The 400-nt window shown below is 47.5% G+C and carries 1 pseudogene; it reads right to left on the reverse strand.

From position 1 onward, the window contains the following. Positions 1–400 (reverse strand): annotated as a pseudogene (locus tag EVJ34_RS15555) (hypothetical protein); the annotation flags it as partial.

Raw genomic sequence — 400 nt, forward strand, 5'->3', positions numbered from 1 at the left:
GCACATAAAGTGGACGTGCGAGCGGTGGTGAAGTGCGATCTGTACGGCTTTTACTGCTATTTTCCTGAAGACTTGGCTGTTCGCGGGAAATTGGCGCTTTAGCATTTTTATCCAATTGAACCCACGAAGAGGCAGTTCCCTGTAAGGATTTATCCATAAAGTTAATCCAGATTGGCAGTGCTGCGATACCCCCATATTCGCGTCGTCCCAGTGTGGTTGGACGGTCAAATCCGACCCATGCGATAGAAACCAGTTTGCTATTGAAACCTGCAAACCAAGCATCTTTGGCGTCATTGGTCGTACCCGTTTTACCACCTAAATCATCCCGTCCTATTTTCAGTGCTGCACGTCCTGTACCATGTTGGATTACATCGCGCAAAATATTGGCCATATCATAGGC

Source organism: Exiguobacterium sp. SL-9 (assembly GCF_004336985.1).
Lineage (GTDB): Bacteria > Bacillota > Bacilli > Exiguobacteriales > Exiguobacteriaceae > Exiguobacterium.